We start from the raw sequence: 2,126 nt of genomic DNA on the forward strand, positions 1-2,126 counted from the left end.
CTTCTCGGTGCTCTTCATCACCCACGACCTGTCCCTGCTGGTCGAGTTCTCTGACCGGATCGCGATCATGTACGGCGGTCGCATCGTCGAGGAGGCGCGGTCGGCCGATCTCTACAAGGACTCCCTGCATCCATACAGCGAGGGTCTGCTGAAATCCTTCCCGGCACTGCGCGGCCCGCGCCGGGAGCTGTCCGGGATCCCGGGCTCGCCGCCCGACCTGCGCGGCATGCCGTCCGGCTGCGCCTTCCACCCGCGCTGCCCGCACGCGTTCGACCGCTGTTCGTCGGAGATACCGGTCCTCGGTGTCCCCGAGGCCAGGAACGACCCGAGCCGATCGGTGGCCTGCTGGCTGCCCGGCCGCGTCCCGGTCGCCTGACCTCTAACCACTCTTTCTCCGAAGGGAGCCAGTACGGCGCCCGCCTACCGGCGAGCGCCGTACGTCTGCGATGAACACAACCACTGTTCCCACCACCCTGTCCGAGCAGCAGCTGATCGCCGGTCTGCCGGCGGGCTTCCGTTGGGGCGTCGCCACGTCGGCGTACCAGATCGAGGGCGCGATCGACGTGGACGGCCGGACGCCGTCCATCTGGGACACCTTCTGCCGCGTCCCCGGCGCGATCGACAACGGCGACACCGGCGACATCGCCTGCGAGCACTACACCCGGATGCCGGCCGACGTTGCCCTGATCAAGGACCTCGGACTGGACACCTACCGGTTCTCCGTCTCGTGGACGCGGATCCAGCCGCACGGCACCGGTCCCGTCAACCCGGCCGGCCTCGCCTTCTACGACCGGCTGGTCGACGAACTGCTTGCCCAGGGCATCGACCCGTGGGTGACGCTGTACCACTGGGACCTGCCGCAGGAACTCGAGGACGCCGGCGGCTGGCCGGTCCGCGACACGGCGTACCGGTTCGCCGACTACTCGATGCTGGTGTTCGACGCGCTGAGCGACCGGGTCGACACCTGGACCACGCTGAACGAACCGTGGTGCTCGGCGATGCTCGGCTACGCGTACGGCGCTCATGCCCCGGGGCGTCAGGAATTCCCCGCGGCAGTATCGGCGGTGCACCATTTGCTGCTCGGACACGGGCTGGCCACCGAGCGCATGCGTGAGGCGGCGCCACGCAAGCTCGATATCGGGATCACCTTGAACGCGGCCACGGCGTACCCGGCCAGCGATGCCGAACCGGATCTCGAGGCGGCACGACGAGCTGACGGGATGGGCGCAAGGCTCTACCTGGATCCGCTGGTGCACGGGCGCTATCCGGCCGACGTGATCGATGACCTTGCCGCGCAGGGGATCGAGATCCCTGTACAGGAAGGCGATCTGGCGTCGATCTCTACGCCGATCGATGTGCTCGGCATCAACTACTACTTCAGCCAGAAGTTCACCGGCTTCGACGAGAACGGCCGGACCACTGATGACGACGGCCTGCCGATCAGCCGAACCCTGCCGCTGAACAAGCCGCGCACCGCGATGGACTGGGAGATCGTGCCGGAGGGCTTCACCGATCTACTCGTTCGGATCAGCAAGGACTACCCGGGGCTGCCGATGGTCGTCACCGAGAACGGCTCCGCCTTCCAGGACGTCCCCGACGAGAACGACTATGTCGCCGACGCCGATCGGACGGCATACTTCACGTCCCACCTGGCGGCAGTCGCGCGCGCGATCAACGAAGGCGCCGACATCCGCGGCTACCTTGCCTGGTCCCTCCTCGACAACTTCGAATGGGCCTACGGCTACGACAAGCGCTTCGGCATCGTCCGAGTCGACTACGAAAGCCAGGCGCGCACCCCGAAGCAAAGCGCCCTCTACCTGAAAGAGTTGGCGGAGCAACACCGCAACCTCTGAGCTTCCCGGTACGCCGGTACGCGGCGGTGCTGTAGTTGGTCAGCCATAGGTGTGGGTGGTTCGCGTCGCCGGGCTGCGTGAGTTTGCTAGTCGCGGCGAGGTGAGTCAAGGGCGCTTCGCGGCCCTTCGGGCTCGAACAAGTTCGACCCTTGACACCCACCACGTCGACCAGGGAAGGACGCAGCTACGCGGATCCGCGCTGACGTGTGAGCAGCATCAGGGGATTCCGTCGCCCGGGTGGTTTCGGTGGGTTCTGTGGGTCCGGGTGGTGGG

2 protein-coding genes are annotated in these 2,126 nt (G+C 67.0%); both read left to right on the forward strand.

Going from position 1 to position 2,126, the window contains the following annotated elements:
- Nucleotides 1–376, forward strand: a 376-nt coding sequence (locus VFG33_RS02830) for an oligopeptide/dipeptide ABC transporter ATP-binding protein (RefSeq protein WP_325022041.1), incomplete at its 5' end; no start/stop codon positions are given.
- A gap of 70 nt (nt 377–446) precedes the next feature.
- Nucleotides 447–1,853, forward strand: coding sequence for a GH1 family beta-glucosidase (locus tag VFG33_RS02835; protein ID WP_325022044.1), 1,407 nt, complete (start codon nt 447–449; stop codon nt 1,851–1,853).
- The last annotated feature ends 273 nt before the right edge of the window (nt 1,854–2,126 follow it).

The sequence above is a fragment of the Kribbella sp. genome (genome assembly GCF_035687465.1).
Lineage (GTDB): Bacteria > Actinomycetota > Actinomycetes > Propionibacteriales > Kribbellaceae > Kribbella.